This window comes from Microbacterium neimengense, assembly GCF_054782995.1.
This window is the reverse complement of sequence record NZ_BAAGRK010000003.1, coordinates 59,146-83,273: the sequence shown is the minus strand read 5'-3', so window position 1 is coordinate 83,273 and position 24,128 is coordinate 59,146. Positions and strand designations below refer to the sequence as shown.

Genomic DNA, 24,128 nt, shown 5'->3' with positions numbered 1-24,128 from the left:
ACGGGCCCGGTGCAGGGCTCGCCGAAGACGCTAAGCAGGTGCGTTTACCAGCGTCCGCTGTGCGGGTGAACGGAAGGTGAACGGAGCGAGGCGGATGCGGTCGCGCGAGCGCGTGGCGACACCATCCGTTCACCCGCGCTGCCTAGTTTCGGCGCATGCCCTCCGATTCACAGGCCATTCTGGACCGATCCGCCGAGGCACCGGCGCCTCGCACCCTGGTGGACATCCTGCGTGAGAGCGCCAGGCGCCACCCCGAGGCGTCGGCGATCGACGACGGCTCGGGAGCCTTGAGTTATGCAGAGCTTCTGGCGCACGTCAGTCGTACCGCGGCCCGCCTGATCGCTGCGGGCGTGCGCCGCGGCGACCGGGTGGGTGTGCGCATGCCATCGGGGTCGAAGGATCTGTACGTCGCGATCCTCGGGGTGCTCGTCGCCGGAGCGGCATACGTGCCCGTGGATGCGGACGACCCCGACGAGCGTGCGCGCCTCGTCTTCGGCGAGGCACGGGTCGCCGGCGTGATCGGTGCGGGCGGCGTATACGTGTCTTCGGACGGGGCGGCACCCGCCGCCGAGCTCAATGGCGGGGATGCGCCGCATCCGTCGACGCGGGCCTTCGACGCGGTTCCTGACGTGACGGTCCAGGACGACGCGTGGATCATCTTCACCTCCGGCTCGACGGGAGTGCCGAAGGGGGTGGCGGTGAGCCACCGGTCCGCCGCGGCCTTTGTGGATGCTGAGGCGCGCATGTTCCTCCAGGGTGCGCCTCTCGGGCCGGGGGATCGTGTGCTGGCGGGCCTCTCGGTCGCTTTCGATGCGTCCTGCGAGGAGATGTGGCTGGCGTGGCGGCACGGTGCCTGCCTCGTGCCCGCACCCCGCTCGCTCGTGCGTTCGGGGGAGGACCTCGCGCCGTGGCTGATCCGGCAAGGGATCACCGTCGTCTCGACGGTGCCGACGCTCGCGGCGATGTGGCCGGTGGAGGCCATCGAGAACGTCCGGTTGCTCATCTTCGGCGGGGAGGCCTGCCCTCCCGAACTCGCCGCACGTCTTCAGTCCGAGGGGCGTGAAGTGTGGAACACCTACGGCCCGACCGAGGCGACGGTGGTCGCCTGCGGTTCCCTCATGGACGGCACGACCCCGGTGCGGATCGGTCTGCCGCTGGATGGGTGGACGCTCGCCGTGGTGGATGCCGACGGCGCGCGTGTGGGAGAGGGCGAGATCGGGGAGCTGATCATCGGCGGCGTCGGCCTGGCGCGCTACCTCGATCCGGCGAAGGATGCGGAGAAGTACGCTCCCATGGCCTCGCTGGGGTGGGAGCGGGCCTACCGCTCGGGTGACCTCGTCCGCTTCGAGAGCGCGGGCCTCGTGTTCCAGGGGCGGGCCGATGACCAGGTGAAGGTCGGGGGGCGGCGGATCGAACTGGGCGAGGTCGAGTCCGCGCTGCAGGAGCTCCCGGGCGTGCACGCCGCAGCTGCTGCGGTGCGGCACAGCGAGGCGGGAGTCTCCGTCCTGGTGGGCTATCTCGTTCTCGAGCCGGGTGTCGAGCTCGACCGTGCCGAGGCGAGGGCACGCCTGGCCGACAGTCTTCCGGCGGCGATCGTGCCGTTGCTCGCCGTCGTCGACGAGTTGCCCGTGCGCACGTCGGGGAAGGTCGACCGGGCCGGGTTGCCGTGGCCCCTGCCGGGCGTCGAGACACCGCCGTCGGGGCTCGATCCCGCCGAGGCGTGGCTGGCCGAGCAATGGCAAGCGGTGCTGGGCGTCGCGGTCCCCGGGCGGAAGGCGGACTTCTTCGACCTCGGCGGCGGCTCGCTGGCCGCCGCGCAGCTCGTGTCCCGCATCCGGGCGCGCGTGCCGGAGTTCGCCGTCGCCGACATCTACGACATGCCCCGTCTGTCGGCGATGGCCAAGGCGCTCGGACCGTTCCTGCCCGATGCGGAGGGCGGTGAGTACCGGCGCCCCGAACCGACGCCACGTGCGACGCAGTGGCTCCAGACGCTGGCGGGAGCGCCGTTGTTCATCCTGTCCGGCGTGCGATGGCTGCTCTACATCCTCACCGCGGGCACCGTCCTCAACCTCCTCCCGGGCTTCGGCGTCCTTCCGACGGCGCCGGTGTGGCTGCTCGTGGTCGGGTGGCTCTTGTTCGCGACGCCCTTCGGGCGCATGGCGCTCGCCGCCGCATCCGCCCGCGTCCTGCTGGCGGGACTGCGCCCCGGTGACTACCCGCGCGGGGGAGCGGTGCATCTGCGTGTGTGGCTGGCAGAGCAGATCGCCGACCAGGTGGATGCGGTGGGTCTCGCCGGTGCGCCCTGGATCACCTACTACGCCCGGGCGCTGGGGGCCCGGATCGGCCGTGACGTCGATCTGCACACGCTGCCTCCCGTCACCGGGATGCTCGAGGTGGGCGACGGCGCGTCGATCGAGCCCGAGGTGGATCTGCGCGGCTATTGGATCGACGGCGACCTCCTGCGCGTGGGCGCCATCCGCATCGGCGCCCAGGCGACCATCGGCGCACGCAGCACCCTCGCCCCGGGCACGCGCATCGGGCAGCGGGCGGAGATCGCCCCGGGCTCCGCCGTCTTCGGGCGGGTGCGTGCGGCGCAGACCTGGGCGGGGTCGCCGGCGGTCCGGGTGGGCGCGGTCGCGGAGGATTGGCCCGCAGGGCGGCCCCCCACTCCGCACCGCTGGATGTGGGCGTACGGCGCGTCGGCGTTGGCGTTGGCCGTGCTTCCCGTGTTCGCCATCCTCTGCGGGGCGGTCGTGCTGGCCGCCGGTGTGCAGGGTGCCCCGTCGTTGTCCGCCGCATTCGGTGCGGCGGTGTCGTGGCTCGTGCCGGCCGTGCTCCTGTGCGGACTCGTGCTCGCCGGCGTCGTCGTGGTCTCGGTGCGCCTGCTCTCGTTCGGACTCGTGGCGGGGACATACCCCGTGCGAAGCAGGGTGGCGTGGCAGGCGTGGACGATCGAGCGCCTTCTGGATGCGTCCCGCACCATTCTCTTCCCGCTCTACTCGAGCTTGTTCACGCCGGTCTGGCTGCGGATGCTGGGTGCGCGGGTGGGACGCGATGTCGAGGCGTCGACCGTGCTCCTGCTGCCTTCGCTGACGCGGATCGAGGACGGCGCCTTCCTCGCCGACGACACGATGGTCGCTTCCTACGAGTTGCACGCCGGGTGGATGCGGTTGGGCACCGTCCGCATCGGCAAGCGCGCCTTCCTCGGCAACTCGGGCATGGCGGCGCCGGGGCATCGCGTGCCCCGTGACGGGTTGGTGGCGGTGCTGTCGTCGGCGCCGCGCAAGGCGAAGCCGGGGTCGTCGTGGCTGGGCTCGCCCGCGGTGCGCCTGCGACGCGCCGTCACCGAAGCGGATGAGTCGCGCACGTACCGCCCCACGCCGGGTCTGCGCCTCGCGCGGGCGCTGTGGGAGCTGTGCCGGTTCGTTCCCGTGGTCGTGACCTGCGCGATCGGGCTGTCGGTGCTGTTCGCGCTCGCCGCACTCACGAGCTGGCTCGGCTGGCCGTGGGCACTGCTGCTGTCGGGGGTCGTGCTGCTGGCTGCAGGCGCCGTGGCGGCAGCGGTCACTGTCGTCGCCAAGTGGACGATCGTCGGTCCCATCCGCGCTGGTGAGCAGCCGCTGTGGTCGAGCTTCGTCTGGCGCACGGAAGTCGTCGACACGTTCACCGAGATGGTGGCGGCGATGTGGTTCGCACGTGTGGCCGTCGGCACGCCCGCCCTGGCGGTGTGGCTGCGGGCGATGGGGGCGCGCATCGGCACCGGGGTCTGGTGCGATTCGTACTGGCTCCCGGAACCCGATCTGGTCACGCTCGGCGACGGGGCGACGGTCAATCGGGGATGCGTCGTGCAGACCCACCTGTTCCATGATCGAATCATGAGCATGGACACCGTAGAGCTCGAACCCGGCGCGACGCTGGGTCCGCACAGCGTGATCCTGCCGGCCGCCGTCATCGGCGCCGACGCGACTGTCGGGCCCGCCTCCCTGGTGATGCGCGGCGAGACGGTACCCGTCGGCACCCGCTGGAGCGGCAACCCCATCGGCCCATGGCGCGCGGTGAAGGTGCGTGCCTACCAGTCCACCTCGTGAACGGCGACGCCTACGCTCCACGCAGCGGCGACGTCACGTACGACGTCGTCTCCTACGATCTCGACCTCGACTACCGCGTGCGCACGAACCGCCTGAGCGGCACCGCGACGATCGAGGCGACCGCGTCGATCGACCTGCGCGGCGTGAGGCTGGACCTCATCGGAATGCGTGCCACCAGGGTCCGCGTCGACGGCGCGACCCCGGCCGTGCAGCGTCAGAGCGCGCAGCATCTGCAGATCGGGTTCGGTCGCGACGTCGCGGCGGGGGAGACGTTCACCGTCGAGGTGCGCTACGAGGGATCGCCCGCGCCGAGACGTTCGCCGTGGGGCACTATCGGCTGGGAGGAGCTGACGGACGGAGCGCTCGTCGCGAACCAGCCGACCGGGGCGGCGACGTGGTTCCCCTGCAACGACCGGCCCGACAATCGCGCCCGGATGCGGATGAGGATCGCCACCGACCGGGAGTACTCGGCCGTCGCCGTCGGCACGCGCATCCTGGATCAGGTGCAGGGGCGGCGTCGGGTGGTGGAGTACGTCTGTGACGTTCCCACCGCGACGTACCTGGCCGCGGTACAGATCGGTCGCTACGGGCGCACCGAGATCGACGCCCCGGTGCCGGTCGAGCTCTGGGCGCCGACAGCACTGCGGGCGCCGGCCGCAGCGGCCTTCGCCGATCTGCCGCGGATGATCGCGGCGTTCGACGAGCGGTTCGGGCCGTACCCGCAGAGCCAGTACCGCGTCGTGGTGACCGCCGACGATCTCGAGATCCCGCTCGAGTCGCAGGGCATGGCGGTGTTCGGCGCGAATCATCTGGATGCGGCGAGCGAACGACTCGTGGCGCACGAACTCGCGCACCAGTGGTTCGGAAACAGCGTCGGAATCGCGCGCTGGCAGGACATCTGGCTCAACGAGGGCTTCGCCTGCTACGCCGAGTGGCTGTGGTCGGAGACATCTGGCGGACCGGATGCCGACGCCTGCGCGCGGGCCCATCTGCGACAGCTGGCGGGCGAGCCGCAGGACCTGGTGATCGCCGATCCCGGCGCGGCGCGACTGTTCGATGATCGGGTCTACAAACGCGGCGCCATCGCCCTGCATGCCCTCCGGCTGCACCTGGGCGACGCCGCATTCTTCGAGCTGTTGCGCTCCTGGACCGCCGCCCATCGGCACGGTCTGGTCGTCACCGACGACTTCCGTGGCTTGTTGGACGACCGCTCGGCGGCAGTGCTCAGCTCCTGGATCGATCGGGCTCCGCTGCCGCGGCTCGCGCGACGCTGATCACGAATCCGGCGGGGGCGTCGGCATCCCAGCCGTGCACCGCGCGCCCGGCGACGACCGTCCGCCAGCCCTCCCCCTCGACGACGGCCGGCAGCTGAACGCCGTGGCGGAGGTCCGCACCGACCGCCTTGGTCGCCGCCTCGAACCTCGTCCAGTCGCGCAGCGTGGAGCCGGGAGCGAGCCGCTCGAGTCGCGTCGATGTGGCCCCTGACCCTTCCTCGACGTCGACACCGATATCGCCATCGTCGGCCAGCGCCGCCACGACGAGATCGCCGGCATAGGCGAGAGAGACCGACCCGCCTCCCTCGAGGCCGGGTCGTCCGTGGTTCCCGCCGCATCCGTTGCACGGGCCGTGCCGGAGGGTGCGCCCCGTGGCTTCGTACACGAGCCGGGCGGCAGCCGTTCGACGTTCGGCGCCGTCCCGTGTCGTCCACACCACGCGGATCGCGTGCGGCATGTATCAGACCTTCGGCAGGTGCGTCTCGATCGCGGCGATGCCGGAACCGGGGTTCGTGCGCGACAGGTGCACCACGGAGAATCCGCCGACCTCCAGCGCGGAGGCGCTGCCGAGATACGAGCCGCGCAGCGTGCCGGTCGCGAGGGCCAGCTCGTGCAGGATGTCGGGCAGCACAGGCCCGTGGCTGCACACCACGGCGGGCTTGCGCGAGCGCACCCGCTTGCCGACGACCGTGCGGGCGTCCGAGCGGCCCTCTTCCCACGCATCCTGGCTGATGAGCTCACTTGTCTTGATCGAGCGTCCGAGGTTGGCAGCCAGGGGAGCGACGGTCTCGGTGCAGCGCACCGCATCCGACGACACGATCCGACGGATGCCGAATGAGCTCAGCGGCCCGACGATCGCCTCCGCCTGCTTGCGTCCGCGTGCGGTGAGGGGGCGGGATGCATCGGAGCCCGACCACTCGTCGCGCGGGGTGGCCTTGGCGTGACGCAGCACGACGATCGGGAACGTCTCCAGCACGCCGTCGTCGACGAAGCGGAGGAAGTTCTCCACGATCTCCACGTCGACGGGGTAGCTGAGGTAGGTGAGCGCCTTCTTCGGGCTCACCCACTCGATGGCGGCGATCTCCTTGTTCGGCACGAACGCCGAGGCGCGGATGGCGGCATCGGTGGCCTCCGCCGACCAGTAGTGCACGATCTTCTCGCGCCGGCTGGGCAGTGTGTAGCGGGAGACGCCGACCGGAAGGCCGAGCGAGACGGCGATGCCGGTCTCCTCGAAGATCTCGCGCACGGCGGTCTCCACCAGCGCCTCGCCCGGGTCGACTTTTCCCTTCGGAAGGGTGACGTCGCGGTACCGGGTGCGGTGGATGACGAGGATCTTCAGCTTGTCCTCGACCCGGCGCCAGACGATTCCGCCCGCGGCATAGACGGCGGTGTGCGTCATCGCACCGCCCTCGAACGCCGACGACGCTGCACCTGGAACATCGTCTTGTCCTGCAGGTCGACGAGGGCCTTGCCGTCGGTGTCGGTCGAATGCCGTGTCCACGTGCCGTCGCCGGCGAGCCACCAGGAACTCGTGTTGTCGCTCATCGCGAGCGAGAAAAGATCGCTCAGCTCCGCGATCTGCGCGGGCGCCGTGATGCGCACGAGTGCTTCGACGCGGCGGTCGAGGTTGCGGTGCATCATGTCGGCCGAGCCGATGTAGGTCTCGGGGTCGCCGTCGTTGTCGAACGCGAAGATCCGGGAGTGCTCGAGGTAGCGGCCGAGGATCGAGCGCACCGTGATGTTCTCGCTCAGCCCGCCGACGCCGGGACGGATGCTGCAGATGCCGCGCACCCAGATCTCGACCGGGACACCGGCGCGACTGGCGCGATAGAGCGCGTCGATGATCTGTTCGTCGACCATCGAGTTGACCTTGATGCGGATGCCGGAGCTCTTGCCGTCGAGGGCGTGCTTGCGCTCGCGCTCGATGAGACGGACGAGCCCCTTGCGCAGGTGCAGCGGGGCGACGAGCAGCCGCTTGAACTTCTTCTCGATCGCGTACCCGCTCAACTCGTTGAACAGGCGGGTGAGGTCGCGGCCGACCTCGTCGCTCGCGGTGAACAGGCCGAAGTCCTCGTAGATGCGACTGGTCTTCGGGTTGTAGTTGCCGGTGCCGACGTGGCAGTAGCTGCGCAGCACGCCGTTCTCCTCGCGGATCACGAGGGCGAGCTTGCAGTGCGTCTTCAGCCCGACGAGGCCGTAGACCACGTGCACACCGGCCTTCTCGAGCTTGCGGGCCCAGACGATGTTGTTCGCCTCGTCGAAGCGCGCCTTGACCTCGACGAGGGCCAGCACCTGCTTGCCCGCCTCGGCGGCGTCGATCAGCGCCTGCACGATGGGACTGTCGCCCGAGGTGCGATACAGCGTCTGCTTGATCGCGAGCACGTGCGGATCTTTCGCCGCCTGCTCGAGGAAGGCCTGCACGCTGGTGGCGAAGGACTCGTAGGGGTGGTGCACGAGCACGTCGCCCTTGCGGATGGCGGCGAAGATGTCGGCGCGCTCATTGTTGTCGCCCGGCTGGAACGCCAGCGCCGTCGTGGGAACGTGCGGCGGGTAGTGCAGGTCGGGACGGTCGATGCGCGACAGATCGAACAGGCCCCGCAGATCCAGCGGCCCGGGGAGGCGATAGACCTCCTGCTCGGTGATGTCGAGTTCTTTGATCAGCAGATCGAGGGTGAGCTCGTCCATGTCGTCGGTGATCTCGAGGCGGATCGGCGGCCCGAAGCGCCGACGCATGAGCTCGGCTTCGAGCGCCTGGATGAGGTTCTCGGTCTCGTCCTCTTCGATCACCATGTCTTCGTTGCGCGTGAGGCGGAACGCATGGTGGTCGAGGATCTCCATGCCCGGGAAGAGGTCGGAGAGGTGGTTGGCGATCAGATCCTCGAGCGCGAGGTAGCGCACGCGCTCGCCGACGCGCGGCACCTCGACGAACCGCGGCAGCATGGGCGGGACCTTCAACCGCGCGAACTCCTGTCGGCCCGTCTTCGCGTTGCGGATGCGGATCGCCAGATTCAGCGAGAGACCGGAGATGTAGGGGAAAGGGTGCGCCGGGTCCACCGCGAGGGGCATCAGCACCGGGAACACCTGCGACTGGAAGTAGTCGGACAGACGCGAGCGGTCGTCTTCGTCGAGATCGCCCCACCCGATCACCTCGATGCCGGAATCCGCCAGTGCGGGCCGCACGAGGTGCTGCCAGGCCTCGGCGTGACGCAGCTGGAGTGCGTGGGCTTCGCCGGAGATGTCGGCGAGGACGTCTTGCGCCGCGCGGCCGATGTTCGTCGGCACGGCGAGGCCCGTGATGATGCGGCGCTTGAGTCCCGCGACGCGCACCATGAAGAACTCGTCGAGGTTGCTGCCGAAGATCGCGAGGAAGTTCGCGCGCTCCAGCGTCGGCACGGCCGGGTCCTCCGCGAGCTCCAGCACACGCTGGTTGAATGCCAGCCAGCTCAGCTCACGATCCAGATACCGCGCCTCGGGCAGCTCGGTGTCACCGCCGTCGGTGACGTCGAAGTCGTCGTCGTCGGCATCGCCCAGGCCCGCATCGAGCATCACGTCGGAGATCATTCCCACATCCTTGCAGCCAGAGGTGACACGAGTGTGAACTCCGCGAGGGTCAGGATCCGGCGCGCTCCCCGGCAGCCGGGATCTGATCCTCTTCGTACACGTTGAAGCGGTAGCCGACGTTGCGCACCGTGCCGATGAGCTGCTCGAGATCGCCGAGCTTGGCGCGCAGGCGCCGCACGTGCACATCGACCGTGCGCGTGCCGCCGAAGTAGTCGTAACCCCAGACCTCGCTGAGCAACTGTTCGCGGGTGAACACCCGCGACGGATGCGTCGCGAAGAAGTGCAGCAGCTGGAACTCCTTGTAGGTCAGATCCAGCGGCTTGCCGTGCACCTTGGCGGAGTACGAGGACTCGTCGATCGTGATGCCGGAGGTCTGGATGCGGGTCGAGACCTGCTCCTTGGACAGACGCCCGACGGCGAGCCGGATGCGGGCGTCGACCTCGGCGGGGCCGGCTCCTACCAGGATCACGTCGTCGACGCCCCAGTCGGTGGACACCGCGGTCAGCCCGCCCTCGGTGACGATGAGCACGAGTGGCGCATCGAGTCCCGTCGTCGTCAGAATCTTGCACAGCGACTTGGCGCCCACGAGATCGTGGCGCGCATCGACGAAGACGACGTCCGCGTTGGGGGCGTTCACCAGCTGCGCGGGCTCCGCGGGGATCTGGCGGACACGATGGCTCAACAGCTCCAGCGCCGGGAGCGCGGGCGCGCTACCGGCGGAACTCAGAACGAGAAGCTGTGCCAAAGTCACCCTCCGGGCGGGGTCCGCGTCGTGCCTCATCTTATGCGCAGCCGCGAGGCACGCAGATCTCACCGGGACGCACGACGTGCAGCGCGCGCTCCCATGCGTGAGAATGATCGTATGACGACACCGGAACTGGCGCCACGTCGGCCCTTCGGCGGCATCCTGGCCGTCTGGGTGTTCGCGGCCGTCGCGGGGCTCGCCGTCGCCTTGTTCGTCCCGTCGCCGTGGCACGCGACGCTGATGACGCTGGCGCTCGCCGCATCCGTCATCCTCGCCTTCGCCATCCAGCTGGCGTACGGGCGGGTGCAACGCTTCATCCAGCGCGTGGCGCTCAGCAGCCTCGGTGCCCTCCTCGTGCTGGGAGTGATCAGCGTGGCCGTCGCGCTCTCCTCGCTCATCGCCAGCGCGCGCTGAGCCCATCGCCTGCGCGGACGGGCTACCATGGGCGCATGGACCTGGTCGCGCTCGAAATGTTCTTCGTGGGCCTGCTCGTGCTCGCCTCCCTCGCCATCGCGTTCGTCTCGGGCGCCGTGGTCTGGAACCTCTACCGCGGCCAGCGCTGACGGAGCGGGCGATGATCGAGCTCCCCACCGATCTGCCCGCGGACCTCGCGCCCCTCTCGTGGCTCCTGGGAGTCTGGGAGGGGACCGGAGTGATCGACTACGAGGCAGACGGTCACCACTTCTCGGGTGAGTTCACGCACCGCGTGAGCTTCAGCCACGACGGCGGAGATGCCGTCAACTACTCCGCCACCGCGTGGCTCGGCGAGGGTGAGTCGCGGCGTCTGCTGGTCTCGGAGGTGGGATTCTGGCGTGTGGTGCGACCGCAGGGTCCCGGAGATCCTGGGCCGGGACTGCTGCCGGCCGTCTCGGAGCAGCCGGCGCGCACGGCCGATGACGTCGAGGCGCTGCGCACCGCCGAGGGCGGCTTCGAAATCGCCGCGAACATCGTGCACGCCGACGGGGTGAGCGAGCTCTACCTCGGTCAGATCCGCGGTCCGCGCATCGACATCGCGACCGACGCGGTGATCGCCGCGCCCGGAACCAAGGCCTACACGGCGGCCACCCGGCTGTACGGCCTGGTCGACGGCCATCTGCTCTGGGCGTGGGATATCGCCGCCCTCGGATCCGAGCTCGGCTCGCACGCATCCGCCCGCCTGGCGAAGGTGGACTGATGATCGCTTCGCCCGCCGGCGCGATCACCGACGGCGATGTGCTGCTGCACGTCGGCGATCCGATGCGTGAACAGCGTGCGCTGGAGCGCGGCACGGCCATCGCGCCGCGCGCCGGTCGCGGCGTCATCGCCGTCACGGGCGTCGACCGGCTGAGCTGGCTCGATTCGATCACGACCCAGGCTCTCGCGCACCTGGAGCCCGGGGTATCGACCGAACTCCTGGTGCTCGACCCGCAGGGGCGCGTCGAGCATGCGGCGGCCGTGCTGGACGACGGCGAGACGACCTGGCTCATCACGGATGCGGGTGATGCCCCCGCCCTCGCGGCCTGGCTAGGCCGCATGCGCTTCCGGCTTCGGGTCGAGGTCCGCGACGCCTCGACCGAGGTCGCCGTTGTGGGCGCGACGGATGCGGGGCTCGCCCTCATCCGTCCTCTCACCGTCGGCGAGACGTCGCTCGTCTGGCGCGACCCGTGGCCGGGGGTCGCCGTCGGCGGCGCCGCGTACGGGCCCGTCGAGGAGCACCCGGGCACCCAGCGCAGCTGGAACGAGGCACTCGTGGATACCCCCGAGGCCGCGCGGCTGGCGCAGCTCGCCGCATCCGGCGAGATCGGCTTCGCCGGTGAACTCGCGGTCGAGGCACTTCGTATCGCCGCGTGGCGTCCCCGCTTCGCGGACGAGGTCGACGAGCGCACGATCCCGCATGAGCTCGACTGGCTCCGCACCGCCGTGCACCTCGACAAGGGCTGCTACCGCGGGCAGGAGACGGTGGCGAAGGTGCACAACCTCGGTCACCCGCCGCGTCGCCTGGTCAGCCTGCACCTGGACGGCAGCGCCGAATCCCTGCCCGCGCGCGGCGACGTGGTCGCCGTCGGTGACACGGAGATCGGCCGCATCACCTCAGCCGCCCGCCACTTCGAGGACGGCCCGATCGCTCTGGCCGTCATCAAGCGCACGGCCGACACCGACGCCGACGTCGTCGTGCACACGGCAGACGGCGACGTCGCCGCATCCGTCACCACGGTCGTGCCGCCGGATGCGGGCGCCAGCGCCGGCGTGCCGCGCTTGCCCCGACTCTCGCGCCGGCGGTGACGGTGCCCCCGGGCGGCGCCGACACCACGAGCGTGTCGACGCGGCTGCGAGAGCGCTTCGATCCGAGACCCGGTCTGTCGCGGGCGGTCACCGATCTGCCCGCCATCGCCCAGCTGACGGCGGCGGCGATGGGCGCCTACGTCTTCTCGCTGTTCGTGCTCGGCCACACAGCTCCCGTGCTCGCCGGCACAGTCGCGGTGTCGAGCCTCGGGCTGGTGCGCGACGCACGGCCGCGTCGCGTCGCCGAGACGGTGGCCGGGATGCTGCTCGGCATCGTCATCTCCGAGGTCCTACTGCGCCTGGTGGGTCCCGGCTGGTGGCAGCTCGGCATCACCCTCGCTGTGGTCGTGTTCGTCGCCAGGGCGCTGTCGCCGCAGCCCGGCTTCGCGATCGCCGCGGCGATCCAGGGCCTCATCGTCCTGCTGTTCCCGATGGCACCGACGGAGGCGTCATGGAGCCGGTTGGCGGACGGTGCGGTCGGCGGCGTGGCGGCGCTCCTGGTGACAGCCTTCGTTCCCCGCAATCCTCGCGCGGAGGTGCTGCGCGAGGCCCGGGCGCTCTTCGCTGCGATCGACGACGCGATCGTGACCCTCATCCGTGCGCTGGAGGACGGAGACCGTTCGCGTGCGGAGCGTGCACTGGAGAAGGCCCGAGCGCTCGATCCGCTCGTGCGGGCCTGGCAGGAATCGCTCGACTCCGCTGTCGCGGTCGCGCGCATCTCCCCGTTCCTGCGCAGGCGCCGCGCAGAGCTCGATCGTTACCGCCGCGTCATGGCGGCCACGGATCTCGCGGTGCGCAACCTCCGCGTCGTGGCGCGCCGATCCGGCTACCTCATCGACGACGGCGCGCCGCGCCCCATCCCCGCCGACCTGCTGCGGTCCCTGGCACGGGCCCTCGCCCTCGTGGGGGAGTCGCTCGACGACATCGCGCAGCAGATTCCCGCACGCGAAGCAGCGCGGGCCGTCGCGCGCCACCTGGATCCCGCGCAGCTCGCGCCGGGCGCCTCCGCCGGCGAGCACAGCGTCATCTCCGCCCTGCGCCCGTTCGCGGTCGATCTGCTGGTGGCGACGGGCCTCAGCGAAGACGAGGCGCGCGCCGCCATGCCCCGCATCTGAGACACCGCCTCTCAGCGAGGCGCCACCTGCTCCCACGGCACCGTGAGCTCACCCAGGCGCCACCGCGAACGCTGCTGGAGAGGCCACCCGTCCGCTTCGAGCGCCGCGAGCGCCGCCTGCCATCGTTGCGCGGGGGAGAACGTCGCCAGGGGCGCCGCGCGTGTCCACTCCGCATCCAGCGCGCGCAGCAGCTCGTGCACGCCCTCGCCCGGGACATTGCGGTGGATCAGCGCCTTCGGCAGACGCTCGGCCGCGATCGAGGGAAGCTCCAGACCGGTCAGCCGCAGCGAGATCGTCAGCGTGCGCGGACGGGCATCGGCACCGATCTCGACCCACGTGCTGATGCGCCCGAGCTCGTCGCACGTGCCCTCGACGAGGATGCCGCCCGCATCCAGGCGAGATGCCATGCGCTCCCAGGCCGCCGGAACCTCGTCCTCGTCGTACTGACGCAGCACATTGAACGCGCGGATGATGCGTGGCCGCTCCGGCACCGGGATCTCGAAGCCGCCGCGGGCGAACGAGACCCGCGCGTCGGGGCGGAAGATCGTCGCCTGCTCGCGGACGCTCTCGAGCTGCGCACGAGCACGTGCCACGCGCGCGGGATCGATCTCCAGCCCCCACACGCGCACATCCGGGCGGACGCGGTGCAGTCGCGCCTCGAGCTCGAGGGCGGTGACGCCGCTCGCCCCGAAGCCGAGATCAACCACGAGCGGCTCCGGCTCCGCCGTCCGAAGCGAGCGGTGGCGCGCGATCCACCTGTCCACGCGTCGGAGGCGGTTCGTGCCCGTCGTGCCTCGGGTGATGCGACCCGAAGGCGTAGGACTCATGGCCCCATGATGCCAGCGTCGCGGTCGATATCATGGGCTCATGACCACCCCTCATACCCTGATCCTGCTGCGCCACGGCCAAAGCCAGTGGAACGAGCTCAACCTCTTCACCGGATGGGTCGACGTGCGCCTGACCGACCAGGGCAAGGCCGAGGCCGCCCGTGGCGGCGAGCTGCTCGCCGAGGCGGGCCTGCTGCCCGACGTCGTCCACACGTCGCTGCTGAGTCGCGCGATCCAGACCGCGAACCTCGCGCTCGACGCCGCCGACCGTCTGTGGATCCCCGTCAAGCGCACCTGGCGCCTCAACGAGCGCCACTACGGCGCGCTGCAGGGCAAGGACAAGGCCGAGACCCTCGCCGAGTTCGGTCAGGAGCAGTTCATGCTGTGGCGTCGTTCCTTCGACGTTCCGCCGCCGCCGCTCGATGACGCATCCGAGTTCAGCCAGGTGAACGACCCGCGCTACGCCGGAATCGACGGCGAAGTGCCTCGCACCGAGTCGCTCAAGCTCGTGATCGATCGACTCCTGCCGTACTGGAGCGAGGCCATCGTCCCCGACCTCACCGCCGGCAAGACGGTGCTCGTCGCCGCCCACGGCAACTCGCTGCGCGGCCTCGTGAAGCACCTCGAGGGCATCAGCGACGACGACATCGCCGAGCTGAACATCCCCACCGGCATCCCGCTGGTGTACCGCCTCGACGAGAACCTGCAGGCGCTGGGCAAGGGCGAGTACCTCGACCCCGAAGCAGCCGCAGCGGGCGCTGCCGCCGTCGCCAACCAGGGCAAGTAAGCCGATACGGGAAGGGCCCGGATGCGTAATGCATCCGGGCCCTTCCCGTATGTCTGCGAGGTCAGATCTGGGGCTCGACCTCGGACTGCGGCGCCCAGTCGCCGGTCGCGAGGTAGACGATCTTCTTCGCGACCGACACCGCGTGGTCGCCGAAACGCTCGTGGTAGCGGCTCGCCAGGGTCGCGTCGACCGTCGCTGCCGCCTCGCCCTGCCAGGATTCGCTGAGGACCTTCTCGAAGACGCTGACGTGCAGCTCGTCGAGCTTGTCGTCCTCGTTGCGCAGCTGCTCGGCGAGGTCCAGGTCGCGCGTGCGCAGCAGCTCGGTGAGCTTGCGGGCCACGTCGACGTCGATCTCGCCCATCTTCGTGAACGTGCCCTTGAGACCCTTCGGGATGGCACGGTCGGGGAAGCGCATGCGGGTCAGCTGCGCGATGTGCTCGGCGATGTCGCCCATCCGCTCGAGCGATGCGCTGATGCGCAGCGCGGAGACGACCGTGCGCAGGTCGCTCGCGACGGGCTGCTGCCGGGCGAGGATGTCGATCGCCAGCTCGTCGAGCTCGATCGCCTTGTCATCGATCACGGAGTCGTTGTCGATGACCTCTTCGGCGAGCGCGACATCGCTCGTGCCGAACGCCCTCGTCGCCTTCTCGATGGCCTCGGTGACGAGCTCGGAGATCTCGACGAGCCGGACACGGACCTCGTCGAGGGACTGCTGGAAAACCTCGCGCATGAAACAGGCACCTTCCTGGGGTGATCGTGGGCGGCACGGGACGGGCCCGGGCGATTCTCGCCGTCGAAGGTTAACGAACGGTGCCGCGGGAGTGAATGTTACCTGCGCCGCCGCCTCCGGAGGCGTCTGAGACGGGGTGCGGGTTCAGCATCCATTTACGCTGGAGCCATGAACTCGTCGCAGCTCGCGCTGCTGGCCCTGGTCATGGGCGTCGTCCTCGGGGCGTCGATCACCCTCCTGATCATCGGTGCGATGCGGGCCAGGGCGCGCGTCGAGGCGCGTAACTCGACGGCCGTTCCCGAGGGCGTCCCCGATGTCCTCGCCGCGATGGACGACAGCGCGATCGTGGTGGACGGTTCCGGAACGGTGCGTGCCGCATCCGCATCCGCGGAGGCCTTCGGGATCCACGTCGACGAGGTCGTGCCCGACGATCGCATCCGTGAGCTCGCGCGCGCGGTGCGCTCGGGAGGGATCAGTACGGCGAGCTTGACGCTGCGACGCTCCTCCTCTCCCGCGGAGCCCCGCCTCGTCTCGGCCCGCGCGACGACCATCTCGCCGAAGCTCGTGCTCATCGTCATCCGCGACATCACCGAGCGTGAGCGGGTCGAGCAGATGCGCCGCGATTTCGTCGCGAACACCTCGCACGAGCTGAAGACACCCGTGGGTGCGGTGAGCCTGCTCGCTGAGGCGATCGAGTCGGCTGCGGACGACCCCGCGCAGGTGCGCATCTTCGCCGGACGCCTCAGCGCCGAGGCGCAGCGGCTCGCCTCCCTGACGTCGCGCGTCATGAACCTGTCCCGGCTGCAGTCGGCGGACGAGCTCGCCGAGGTCGGGGATGTGTCGGTGGACTCCGTCGTCACGGCCGCCTGCGAGGCGCACGCGCTCGCCGCGGGCTCCGCCGGGGTGACGGTCGTGCGCGGCGGGACGAGAGGCCTGTACGTGCGCGGCGACACGCAGATCCTCACCGAGGCGCTCGGCAACCTGGTGGCCAACGCGATCGCGTACTCGCCCAGCGGCTCCAGCGTCGGCATCGGGGTGAAGCAGGTGCACAACTCCGTGGAGATCGCGGTCACCGACCGAGGCATCGGCATCTCCGAAGCGGACCAGCAGCGCGTGTTCGAGCGCTTCTTCCGTTCGGATCAGGCGCGCTCTCGCCGCACCGGCGGCACGGGGCTGGGGCTGTCTATCGTGAAGCACGCGGTCCAGCGCCACGGCGGTGAGGTGCGCGTCTGGTCGCGCGTCGGGCGCGGCTCGACCTTCACCATCCAGCTTCCGATCGCGTCGCCGCCGGACGACCTCGAGGCACCGGCCGCCCGCGGCCGCCGTCGACCTAAGAAGACCAAGAAGACCCCCGTCGCGTCTCCGGCCGCGGCACCGAACCCGAACGGAGTCACCGAATGACCCGCGTCCTGATCGTCGAGGACGAGCCCGACCTCGCCGACCCGCTCGCCTACCTGCTTCGCAGGGAGGGGTTCGAGGTCGAGATCGCCGAAGACGGCGCCATCGCGCTCTCCGCGTTCCGTGAACGCGGCGCCGACATCGTGCTGCTCGACCTGATGCTGCCCGGCATGCCCGGCACCGAGGTGTGCCGTCAGATCCGCACCGTCTCCTCTGTGCCGATCATCATGCTGACCGCCAAAGACAGCGAGGTCGACATCGTCGTGGGGCTGGAGCTCGGCGCCGACGACTACGTCACCAAGCCCTACTCGGCCCGAGAACTGCTGGCGCGGATGCGGGCCGTCCTGCGCCGCTTCGCCCAGGTGGAGGCCGACCTCGACGAGCGTGTTCTCCAGGGCGGACGGGTGACGCTCGACATCGACCGCCACACCGTCACCGTCGGCGGCGAAGAGATCAACATGCCGCTCAAGGAGTTCGAGCTCCTCGAGGTCCTGATGCGCAACGCCGGCCGCGTTCTGACCCGAGGGCAGCTCATCGACCGGGTGTGGGGCACCGACTACTTCGGTGACACGAAGACCCTGGACGTGCACATCAAGCGCATCCGCTCGCGCATCGAGGAGAACCCGAGCGATCCGGTCATGCTGGTGACCGTCCGCGGACTCGGGTACCGGTTCGAGGCCTGAGACGAAGACGAAAGGGCGGGGCACCCGGAGGTGTCCCGCCCTTTCGCGTGCGCTGCGCTCAGGGAACGAGCGGCGTCAGGTAGTCGAGGTCGCCGTTGAGGACCGGGATCTCCACGCGGGCCCCCTCGCCGTCGCCGGACTGGAAGAAGATCGGCACGGTCGAGCCCGGGCGGGCGTCGAGGTTCTCGATCAGCAGCGGATCGGTGTCCTCGGTGCCGAGGCTCAACGTGTCGCCGGCGGGGACGCGCACGGTCAGCTTGACGGCGTTCTCGCCGACCTCGAGGTTCAGCACCTGCGAGGAGTCGCTCTCGTTCACGATCGCGGCCACGAAGTTGCCCTCGGTACCCTCGTCGTTGGCGACGACAAGCGCGTTGCGCACGGCGAGCGATCCGCTCGACGCCGGCACGTTCAGTCCGTCGGCGGGGGAGTACTGGATCGTCGTGCTCTGCGGCGAGAGCATGGCGCAGCCGCTCGTTCCCAGTGCGACAGCAGCCGCCACGACGACGGACGCGATCAGGCGCGTTTTCACGGTTCCTCCCGGTTGCAGACGGCTTCTCCAGCATTCTACGGGGTCCCGCCCGCCCCTCCCGTGCCGCCGCTCTCGCGTGGTCGTTCGGCAGGGCCTCACACATGTCAGCCGTGCGTGCCGTCCCCGGCGCGCGACGTATGCACGACCCGCTTCCCCCATCCGGCCTCACGTGTCTCAGGGACCTCCACCAGCCCCGCCGGTCGTGCACATGTCGCAGCATCCCGCGCCGCTTCGCGTGCACCGTCTCGTTCGGGGCTCCTCGGCGATCCGCCGTTCGTTGAGCGAGCGGAGCGAGACGAGACGCGCCGGCTCGCGGCGGTCGCCCCGCTAGGGTCACACTTCTCCGCATCCGCGCCAGAGGATGTCAGGCGCGGTTGCGCACACCTGCGGCATCTGCGCACATGCGACGCGACTCGGGCAGTTGCGGAACCCGGGCAGTGACGGAACCCGGGCAGTGACGGAACCCGGGCAGCGACGGGACTCGGGTGCGCGCGGGGGCCCGCGCGGGTGCGGGGATCAGGAGTGCGGTGCGAGGGCGCGAACCCTAGCGCATTCGGCCCTGTGGTATCCTGGTCGTTGCCGAAAGGACATAACTCCATGCTTTTTGAGGTTGGCGAAACGGTCGTCTATCCGCACCACGGTGCCGCGACCATCATCGAGGTCAAGGAACGCGTCATCAAGGGCGAGACCAAGAAGTACTTGAAGCTCAACGTCACCCAAGGCGATCTGGTCATCGAGGTTCCGGCCGACAACGTCGACCTCGTGGGTGTGCGCGACGTGATCGGCAAGGACGGTCTCGAGCGCGTTTTCGAGGTGCTGCGTGCTCCCTTCACCGAGGAGCCGACCAACTGGTCGCGCCGCTACAAGGCGAACCTCGAGAAGCTCGCTTCGGGCGACGTGATCAAGGTCAGCGAGGTCGTGCGCGACCTGTGGCGCCGCGATCAGGACCGTGGTCTGTCCGCGGGTGAGAAGCGCATGCTCGCCAAGGCCAAGCAGATCCTCGTCTCCGAGCTCGCGCTCGCTGAGAAGACCGACGAGGAGAAGGCCAGCGTGCTGCTCGAAGAGGTTCTCGCCAGCTGACGAAGGGCGCCTTCGTGCCTCAGCCCGTGCCGCGCATCGCGGTCGTGGTCGTCGCCGGCGGGTCGGGTACCCGTCTCGGTGAAGACCTCCCCAAGGCGTTCGTCGGGATCGACGAGCACACGATGCTGCGTCATGCCCTCGACGGTGTGTTCCGCAGTGCGCTCGACGCCCAGGTGGTCGTCGTCGCACCCGTAGACCGTACCGGCGAGGCTCTGACGGAGGCTCTCGCCGCAGCGGGCGACGCCCGTGAGCGCGTGAGCGTCGTCGCCGGGGGCGACACTCGACAGAAGTCGGTCGCCGCGGGTCTCGCAGCGCTCTGGGGCGATATCGAGATCGTGCTCGTGCACGACGCGGCCCGGGCCCTGACGCCGCCCGAGGTCTTCACCCGGATCGTGGAGGCCGTCGAACGGACCGGATGGGGGGCCGTCCCCGTTCTTCCCGTGGTCGACACGATCAAGCGCGTCGACGGCGATGAGATCATCGGCGTGGTCGATCGCTCCGAGCTGGGAGCGGCGCAGACCCCGCAGGGATTCCGACGCGACGTCCTGAGCGCGGCCTACGCCGTCGCCGATGCCGAGTTCACGGACGATGCGGCGCTCGTCGCGGCGGCAGGCCACCGCATCGCGGCGGTCGCCGGCGATGCTCTCGGCTTCAAGATCACGCATCCCGCCGACCTCGAACGCGCCCGGGCACTCCTCACGCCCGCCGCCGAGCACCCGGTGCGACTTCAGCAGCCGACGACTGCGCCGCGCGTGGGTGTGGGCACCGACGTGCACGCGTTCGCGGGGGACGGGGAGCTGTGGCTCGCGGGGTTGCGTTGGCCGGATGAGCCGGCCCTGTCCGGGCATTCGGACGGGGATGCGGTCGCTCACGCCGTCGTCGACGCGGTTCTGGCAGCGGCGGGTCTCGGCGACATCGGCACCCACTTCGGCGTCGACCGCCCCGAGTATGCGAACGCGCACGCCGACGCGTTCCTCGCGCGCACCCGTGCGCTGGTGGGCGAAGCGGGCTGGGTGATCGGCAATGTCTCGGTTCAGGTCCAGACCACGCGTCCGCGGTTCGCAGCGCGGCGCCGCGAGGCGGAGGCCGCGCTGAGCGAAGCCCTGGGGGCACCCGTGTCCGTGTCGGCCACGACGACCGACGGCCTCGGTTTCGAGGGGCGCGGCGAAGGGGTCTTCGCGGTCGCGGTCGCCATGCTGTTGCCTGCGCAGTGACCGGTCAGACCGCCCGCGTGAAGTAGAGCGACAGCGGATCGTCGCGGTAGTCGGCGAACGGCCCGCAGCGCACGAAGCCCTCACTCTCGTAGAGGCGTACCGCGGGCACGAACTCCGATGTGCTGCCGGTCTCGAGCCACACGCTCGTCAGGCCCATCGCTGCCGCTTCGCCGAGGATGTGGCGAAGGATGCCGCGCCCGACGCCCGTCCCGCGGAAGGCGTCGGCGACGCGCATGGACTTCAGCTCGCCGCGGTCGTCGCCCCATCGCTTGAGAGCGCCGATGCCCGCGAGCTCACCGTCAGACCACGCAGACCAGAAAGTGACGTCGGGATCGCTCAGCCCCGTCGCGTCCAGCGCGTGCACGCTCTCGGCTGGTGTGCCGGCGTGCATGGCGGCGAGGTGCGAGCCCACGAGGTCGTACGCTGCGCCGTGGGTGGGGTCATCGATGCGGTAGTCGAGCATGGTCATCCTTCGAGGGGGAACGGTTCGGGATCTCGTCGGCGAGAGCCCCAGGCGAGCACGACGAGACCGACGGTGAGCACGGCGATGCCGATGACGGATGCGGTGCCGAGCTGCTCTCCGAGCACGACGAGCCCGAGCAGGGTGGCGGTGATGGGTTCGGCGAGCGTCAGCGTTGCGGCGGTCGCCGCGGTGAGGCGCTGTAGCCCCCAGGTGAACAGCGTGTACGCGACCGCGATCGTCGCGAGTCCCAGCCAGAGCGCGACGGCGACGCCGCTGGGCTCGAGGAGCCAGCCGAACGAGGCGAAGGGCAGCATGAACAGGGCGCTGATCGCCGATCCGGCGCCCATCGCGCCGGCGACGGTGAAGGGATCCCACCCGGTCGACATCAACCGGCGCTGCGCGTTGGCGAAGACGGCGAATGCCGCACCGGCACCCAGCGATCCGAGCACGCCGAGGGGGTCTGCCGAGCCGGAATCGCCGCCGGCGAAGGCCAGCAGCGCGACGCCGGTCGTGGCGAGCGCCGTTGCCGCGAGCCACGTCGGTCGTGGGAGGCGCCGGGTGATCGCCCATTCGATGAGCCCCGCCATGACCGGGGCGGATCCGAGCGCGATGACGGTGCCCACAGCGACGCCGCCGCGAGCCGTGCCGAGGAAGAACAGCGGCTGGTACGCCGCGAGGCAGACGCCCGTCAGCGCCATGAGAACGACAGCACCCGCGGTCAGCGAGGGAGGCGTGGCCGCCGTCGCACGCCGGTGCCGATGGGCGAGCGCGAAGCCGATCACCGCCAGCGCCGTGCCGCCGATGAGTAGCCGCACCGCCCCGACACCGAGCGGCGTCGTACCGTCCGGGCCCAGCGCCTGCGAGGTGCCCGTCGTGCCGAACAGCACGGCCGCAGCGAGGACGGCGAACACGGGCAGCATCCTTCCTTTCTACCGCCGTCATGTGTCGGGGTGGTGACACGGCCCCGCCGGTAGGCTGGTGGAGTGACGGTCCGGCTCTACGACACCCAGGCGCAGGCGCTGCGCGACTTCGCGCCCCTGGAGGACGGCAACGTCACGATGTACGTCTGCGGCCCGACGGTGCAGTCCGGCCCGCACATCGGCCACGTGCGCGCCGCACTCAGCTTCGATCTGCTGCGACGCTGGCTCGCGCACCGGTTCGGTCGGGTGACATTCGTGCGCAACGTCACCGACATCGACGACAAGGTGCTCGCGAACGCGACGCCCACCGAGCCCTGGTGGGCGCTCGCCTACCGCATGGAGCTCGCGTTCAGCGAGGCCTATGCCGCCGTCGGCATCCTCGCACCGACCTACGAGCCGCGAGCCACCGCATCCATCCCGCAGATGATCGAGCTCATCGCGCTGCTCATCGAGCGCGGCCACGCGTACCCGGCGCCCGACGGTTCCGGCGACGTCTACTTCGACGTGCGGTCCTGGCCCGCCTACGGTGCCCTCACGCATCAGGACGTCGACGCGATGGAGACGGCGACGGATGCGGACCCCCGCGGCAAGCGGGACCCGCACGACTTCGCGCTGTGGAAGGGCGCGAAAGACGGCGAGCCGGCAGATGCGCGGTGGGCCTCGCCTTGGGGCGAGGGACGCCCGGGATGGCACATCGAGTGCTCGGCGATGTCGCGCCGGTACCTCGGCTCGCGCTTCGACATCCACGGCGGCGGCCTCGACCTGCGGTTCCCGCACCATGAGAACGAGCTCGCGCAATCCACGGCAGCGGGCGACGCGTTCGCCCAGTACTGGGTGCACAACGGTCTCGTGACCGTCGACGGCCAGAAGATGTCGAAGTCGCTCGGCAACTTCACCCTCGCCGCAGACGTGCTCGCCGAGCGCGAACCGCTCGTGGTGCGATACGCGCTGGCGGCCGCGCACTACCGATCGAGCCTGGACGTCTCCGGTAAGGCCTTCGACGAGGCGGAGGCGGCGCTGGATCGCATCCGGACCTTCCTCGACCGCGCCGAACGAGTGGGTGCGGGGCCGGAGGCGGCGGAGGTTCCCGAAGCGTTCGCCGCCGCGCTGGATGACGACCTCGGCGTCCCTCAGGCCCTGGGCGTGCTGCACGAGACGGTGCGTGCAGGAAACGCGGCATTGGATGAGGGAGACTCGGAGAGCGCGCGCCGTCGCGCGGCCGAGGTCGTCGCCATGACCGACGTCCTCGGCATCAATCCGCTCGACGAGCGGTGGCGCACGCGCGCGGCCGGCCCCGAAGCGGGAGCCCTCGACGCGCTCGTGCGCGTCATGATCGACCAACGCGCCCAGGCGCGAGCAGACAAGGACTGGGCGAGTGCCGACAGGGTGCGCGACGCGATCGCGGCCGCCGGCATCGTCCTCGAAGACGGTCCCGAAGGGACCCATTGGAGTGTGAAACGTGGCTAAGCCGGGAAACCCGTCAGCCGGACGCGGCAAGAAGAAGGGCCCGACGAAGGGCACCGGCGGCAAGAACCGTCGGTCGCTCGAGGGTCGCGGCCCGACCCCGAAGGCGGAGGATCGCGCTTGGCACCCCGCCGGAAAGCGCAAGGCCGCGCAGGAGCGCTTCGTCGCGGCCGGCGGCAAGGCTGCTCCGCGCATCGCAGGCCAGAACCGCACACCGCGCTCGAAGCAGAACGACGACACCGAGACGGTCACCGGCCGCAACTCGGTGCTCGAAGCGCTGCGCGCCCGCATCCCGGCGACCGCCTTCTACATCGCGCAGCGCGTAGAGATGGACGATCGCGTCAAGGAGATGCTCTCGATCGCGACGCACCGTGAGATCCCGGTCCTCGAGGTCACGCGACAGGAGTTGGACCGCATGGCCGGCTTCGACGGCGTGCACCAGGGCGTGGCGCTGAAGGTGCCGCCGTACGAGTACGCACACCCGCAGGACCTGCTCGAGCGGATCATCGACCGTGACGAGCTGCCGCTGATCGTGGCGCTCGACGGTGTGACCGACCCGCGCAACCTGGGCGCCATCATCCGCTCCACCGCGGCGTTCGGCGGCCAGGGCCTCATCATTCCGCAGCGTCGCAGCGCGGGCGTCAACTCCGCCGCGTGGAAGACCAGCGCGGGAGCGGCTGCACGCCTGCCCGTCGCGATGGCGGCGAACCTCACGACGACGCTCAAGGAGTTCAAGAAGCAGGGCGTGTTCGTGCTCGGACTCGACGGCGGCGGCGACGTGGCGCTTCCGGCGCTGCAGCTTGCCGACCGTCCCGTCGTGATCGTCGTGGGCTCCGAGGGCAAGGGGCTCTCGCGCCTGGTCACCGAGACGTGCGACCAGATCGTGTCGATCCCGATCTCCGCCGCCACCGAATCCCTGAACGCGGGAATCGCCGCATCCGTCGCGCTCTACCAGGTCGCCACGCTACGTTCGGCGTGACGATCCCGA

The 24,128-nt window shown here is 70.3% G+C and carries 22 protein-coding genes; 13 read left to right on the top strand and 9 right to left on the bottom strand.

What is annotated here, in order from left to right; translation table 11 throughout:
* Nucleotides 1-155: 155 nt before the first annotated feature.
* Nucleotides 156-4,088, top strand: coding sequence for a Pls/PosA family non-ribosomal peptide synthetase (locus ACYVJS_RS03015; protein WP_460737645.1), 3,933 nt, complete (start codon nucleotides 156-158; stop codon nucleotides 4,086-4,088).
* Nucleotides 4,085-5,362 carry a M1 family metallopeptidase gene (locus tag ACYVJS_RS03010; RefSeq protein ID WP_460737643.1) on the top strand — a complete coding sequence of 426 codons (1,278 nt, stop codon included), beginning with the start codon at nucleotides 4,085-4,087 and terminating at the stop codon, nucleotides 5,360-5,362. Before ACYVJS_RS03015 ends, ACYVJS_RS03010 begins: the two co-directional genes overlap by 4 nt.
* Here the strand turns inward: ACYVJS_RS03010 and ACYVJS_RS03005 are convergent.
* Genes ACYVJS_RS03005 through ACYVJS_RS02990 form a run of 4 tightly spaced genes read right to left on the bottom strand, consistent with a single transcriptional unit; the run spans nucleotide 5,313 to nucleotide 9,668 of the window.
* Nucleotides 5,313-5,819 carry a 4'-phosphopantetheinyl transferase family protein gene (locus ACYVJS_RS03005; RefSeq protein ID WP_460737641.1) on the bottom strand — a complete coding sequence of 169 codons (507 nt, stop codon included), beginning with the start codon at nucleotides 5,817-5,819 and terminating at the stop codon, nucleotides 5,313-5,315. The genes ACYVJS_RS03010 and ACYVJS_RS03005 overlap by 50 nt on opposite strands.
* Nucleotides 5,820-5,822: 3 nt before the next feature.
* Nucleotides 5,823-6,761, bottom strand: coding sequence for an NUDIX hydrolase (locus ACYVJS_RS03000; RefSeq protein ID WP_460737639.1), 939 nt, complete (start codon nucleotides 6,759-6,761; stop codon nucleotides 5,823-5,825).
* Nucleotides 6,758-8,923, bottom strand: a complete 2,166-nt coding sequence (locus tag ACYVJS_RS02995; RefSeq protein ID WP_460737637.1) for an RNA degradosome polyphosphate kinase — start codon at nucleotides 8,921-8,923, stop codon at nucleotides 6,758-6,760. Before ACYVJS_RS02995 ends, ACYVJS_RS03000 begins: the two co-directional genes overlap by 4 nt.
* Before the next feature lie 49 nt (nucleotides 8,924-8,972).
* A complete protein-coding gene (locus ACYVJS_RS02990; RefSeq protein ID WP_460737635.1) occupies nucleotides 8,973-9,668 on the bottom strand; it encodes a response regulator transcription factor in 696 nt (231 codons plus the stop codon).
* A gap of 117 nt (nucleotides 9,669-9,785) precedes the next feature.
* Between ACYVJS_RS02990 and ACYVJS_RS02985 the strand changes: the two genes are divergently transcribed.
* The 4 genes from ACYVJS_RS02985 to ACYVJS_RS02970 all read left to right on the top strand — a co-directional run bounded on the left by ACYVJS_RS02985 (nucleotide 9,786) and on the right by ACYVJS_RS02970 (nucleotide 13,045).
* On the top strand, nucleotides 9,786-10,082 hold the full coding sequence (locus tag ACYVJS_RS02985) for a hypothetical protein (protein ID WP_460737633.1): 297 nt from the start codon (nucleotides 9,786-9,788) through the stop codon (nucleotides 10,080-10,082).
* Nucleotides 10,083-10,242: 160 nt separating this feature from the next.
* Nucleotides 10,243-10,842 carry a nitrobindin family protein gene (locus tag ACYVJS_RS02980; protein WP_460737631.1) on the top strand — a complete coding sequence of 200 codons (600 nt, stop codon included), beginning with the start codon at nucleotides 10,243-10,245 and terminating at the stop codon, nucleotides 10,840-10,842.
* The gene (gene ygfZ / locus ACYVJS_RS02975) at nucleotides 10,842-11,930 is read left to right on the top strand and encodes a CAF17-like 4Fe-4S cluster assembly/insertion protein YgfZ (RefSeq protein WP_460737629.1); all 1,089 of its coding nucleotides are present in this window, start codon (nucleotides 10,842-10,844) and stop codon (nucleotides 11,928-11,930) included. Before ACYVJS_RS02980 ends, ygfZ begins: the two co-directional genes overlap by 1 nt.
* Complete coding sequence (locus ACYVJS_RS02970) at nucleotides 11,927-13,045, top strand: FUSC family protein (RefSeq protein ID WP_460737627.1); 1,119 nt, start codon at nucleotides 11,927-11,929, stop codon at nucleotides 13,043-13,045. The genes ygfZ and ACYVJS_RS02970 overlap by 4 nt, the downstream gene beginning before the upstream one ends.
* A gap of 11 nt (nucleotides 13,046-13,056) precedes the next feature.
* Here the strand turns inward: ACYVJS_RS02970 and ACYVJS_RS02965 are convergent, their stop codons facing one another.
* Nucleotides 13,057-13,872, bottom strand: a complete 816-nt coding sequence (locus ACYVJS_RS02965; protein ID WP_460737625.1) for a methyltransferase domain-containing protein — start codon at nucleotides 13,870-13,872, stop codon at nucleotides 13,057-13,059.
* Between the two features lie 40 nt (nucleotides 13,873-13,912).
* Here ACYVJS_RS02965 and ACYVJS_RS02960 point away from each other — a divergent pair, with 40 nt between their 5' ends.
* Nucleotides 13,913-14,659 (top strand): phosphoglyceromutase, encoded by a 747-nt coding sequence (locus ACYVJS_RS02960; protein ID WP_243231399.1) that lies wholly within the window; start codon nucleotides 13,913-13,915, stop codon nucleotides 14,657-14,659.
* Between the two features lie 61 nt (nucleotides 14,660-14,720).
* On the opposite strand, the gene phoU is transcribed toward ACYVJS_RS02960, so the two are convergent.
* Nucleotides 14,721-15,389: a phosphate signaling complex protein PhoU gene (gene phoU / locus ACYVJS_RS02955; RefSeq protein WP_274285939.1), complete on the bottom strand. Its 669-nt coding sequence runs from the start codon at nucleotides 15,387-15,389 to the stop codon at nucleotides 14,721-14,723.
* Nucleotides 15,390-15,557: 168 nt separating this feature from the next.
* On the opposite strand from phoU, the gene ACYVJS_RS02950 reads away from it, so the two are divergent.
* On the top strand, nucleotides 15,558-16,790 hold the full coding sequence (locus ACYVJS_RS02950) for a sensor histidine kinase (protein ID WP_460737622.1): 1,233 nt from the start codon (nucleotides 15,558-15,560) through the stop codon (nucleotides 16,788-16,790).
* The gene (locus tag ACYVJS_RS02945) at nucleotides 16,787-17,470 is read left to right on the top strand and encodes a response regulator transcription factor (RefSeq protein ID WP_344227938.1); all 684 of its coding nucleotides are present in this window, start codon (nucleotides 16,787-16,789) and stop codon (nucleotides 17,468-17,470) included. Before ACYVJS_RS02950 ends, ACYVJS_RS02945 begins: the two co-directional genes overlap by 4 nt.
* Before the next feature lie 58 nt (nucleotides 17,471-17,528).
* On the opposite strand, the gene ACYVJS_RS02940 is transcribed toward ACYVJS_RS02945, so the two are convergent.
* A complete protein-coding gene (locus tag ACYVJS_RS02940) occupies nucleotides 17,529-17,999 on the bottom strand; it encodes a DNA modification methylase (RefSeq protein WP_460737619.1) in 471 nt (156 codons plus the stop codon).
* Between the two features lie 597 nt (nucleotides 18,000-18,596).
* Here ACYVJS_RS02940 and ACYVJS_RS02935 point away from each other — a divergent pair.
* Together ACYVJS_RS02935 and ispD are read left to right on the top strand one after the other, a co-directional pair.
* On the top strand, nucleotides 18,597-19,079 hold the full coding sequence (locus tag ACYVJS_RS02935; protein WP_137417676.1) for a CarD family transcriptional regulator: 483 nt from the start codon (nucleotides 18,597-18,599) through the stop codon (nucleotides 19,077-19,079).
* Nucleotides 19,080-19,093: 14 nt separating this feature from the next.
* Complete coding sequence (gene ispD / locus ACYVJS_RS02930) at nucleotides 19,094-20,293, top strand: 2-C-methyl-D-erythritol 4-phosphate cytidylyltransferase (RefSeq protein WP_460737617.1); 1,200 nt, start codon at nucleotides 19,094-19,096, stop codon at nucleotides 20,291-20,293.
* Nucleotides 20,294-20,297: 4 nt separating this feature from the next.
* On the opposite strand, the gene ACYVJS_RS02925 is transcribed toward ispD, so the two are convergent.
* The gene (locus ACYVJS_RS02925) at nucleotides 20,298-20,762 is read right to left on the bottom strand and encodes a GNAT family N-acetyltransferase (RefSeq protein WP_460737615.1); all 465 of its coding nucleotides are present in this window, start codon (nucleotides 20,760-20,762) and stop codon (nucleotides 20,298-20,300) included.
* Complete coding sequence (locus ACYVJS_RS02920; protein ID WP_460737613.1) at nucleotides 20,759-21,676, bottom strand: DMT family transporter; 918 nt, start codon at nucleotides 21,674-21,676, stop codon at nucleotides 20,759-20,761. The genes ACYVJS_RS02925 and ACYVJS_RS02920 overlap by 4 nt, the downstream gene beginning before the upstream one ends.
* Before the next feature lie 63 nt (nucleotides 21,677-21,739).
* Between ACYVJS_RS02920 and cysS the strand changes: the two genes are divergently transcribed.
* Nucleotides 21,740-23,143, top strand: coding sequence for a cysteine--tRNA ligase (gene cysS, locus ACYVJS_RS02915; protein ID WP_460737611.1), 1,404 nt, complete (start codon nucleotides 21,740-21,742; stop codon nucleotides 23,141-23,143).
* Nucleotides 23,136-24,119 carry a 23S rRNA (guanosine(2251)-2'-O)-methyltransferase RlmB gene (gene rlmB / locus ACYVJS_RS02910; protein WP_460737609.1) on the top strand — a complete coding sequence of 328 codons (984 nt, stop codon included), beginning with the start codon at nucleotides 23,136-23,138 and terminating at the stop codon, nucleotides 24,117-24,119. The genes cysS and rlmB overlap by 8 nt, the downstream gene beginning before the upstream one ends.
* Nucleotides 24,120-24,128: the final 9 nt, after the last annotated feature.